The sequence below is a fragment of the Streptomyces sp. NPDC089919 genome, from assembly GCF_040684615.1.
Lineage (GTDB): Bacteria > Actinomycetota > Actinomycetes > Streptomycetales > Streptomycetaceae > Streptomyces.
Genome location: NZ_JBFBGK010000228.1, coordinates 1 through 1157 on the forward strand (window position 1 = coordinate 1; position 1157 = coordinate 1157).

The window sequence follows — 1157 nt, forward strand, 5'->3', positions numbered from 1 at the left end:
CTGGGTTGTCCGCCGTGGAGGACGGCGCCGAGGACGGTGCCGCCGGCGCCGCTGATGAGTTCGCGGATGCGGACGAGGTCGGTGCGGTGGACGGCGCGGGGGTCGCAGACGACCAGGACGCCGTCGACGCGGTCGACCAGGGCCAGGGCGTCGGCGTAGGACAGGACCGGCGGGGCCAGGACGACGACGGTGGAGTTGGGGGAGTCGGCCTCGGAGATCAGGCGGGAGGCGCGGGGGGAGGTCAGGGCGCGGGGGACGTTGCGGACCTCTTCGCCGGGGATGAGGTCGAAGGAGCCGGATTCGCCGGCGTCGACGACGAGCTGGCGGCCGTCGGGCCATTCGGTTTCCACGGTCCCGGACATGTGGCTCCAGCGGGGCCGGGCGCCGGTGTCGGTGCGCAGCTGGCTGGCCAGGACGGGGGTGCGCAGGTCGGCTTCGATCATCAGGACGTCCTTGCCGGTTTCGGCGAAGGAGGCGGCGAGGTTGACGGCGACGGCGGCTGCGGTCTCGCTGCTGCCGCGGGGGGCGACGACCAGGAGGCGGCGGCGGTCGGAGAAGCGGGCGTCGTAGGCGAGGCGGAAGGCGACGGAGCGGTATTCCTCGGCCAGGCGGGGGTCGGCGTCGCCGGCCGCCAGGAGGGGGCCGCCGCCGGTCTTGTCGCGGGGCAGGGCGCCAAGGACGGGGGCGCGCAGGGCGCGGGCGACGTCGCCGTCGGAGCGGGGTGCGGGGTCGAAGACGAGGCGGACCCAGGCGGCGAGCAGCCCCAGCGCCAGGCCCACGGCGGCGCCCAGGAGGAGGGCCATGACCAGGCCGGGGCCGTCGGGGTTCTTGGGCGGGGTGGCGGTGTTGGTGATGCGGCCGGCGGACATGTCCAGGGAGGAGAGTTTCTGGATGTCGCCGTCCAGGCTGCCCTTGGTGCCGGCGGCGTCGGCCTTCTGGGTGTAGAGGGCGTCGCGGCCGGGGCCGTCGGGGGTGCGGCTGATCTCCTTGGCCAGGTCTTCCAGGCGTTCGGCGATCGGGCCGACCTGCTTCTTCTTGGCCTTGACCATGGTGTCGCGCTGCGACTCGTAGGCGGCCTGCCGGTTCTTGAGGTAGGCCTCCGTCATCGCGTTGGCCCGCTTGGCGGCCTGCTCGGGAGAGGTCGCGGTGTAGGTGAA

1 protein-coding gene is annotated in these 1157 nt (G+C 74.0%); it reads right to left on the reverse strand.

The window, feature by feature from the left end:
• On the reverse strand, positions 1-1157 hold a 1157-nt coding region (locus AB0O40_RS37800), incomplete at both ends, for a lipopolysaccharide biosynthesis protein (protein WP_365050898.1).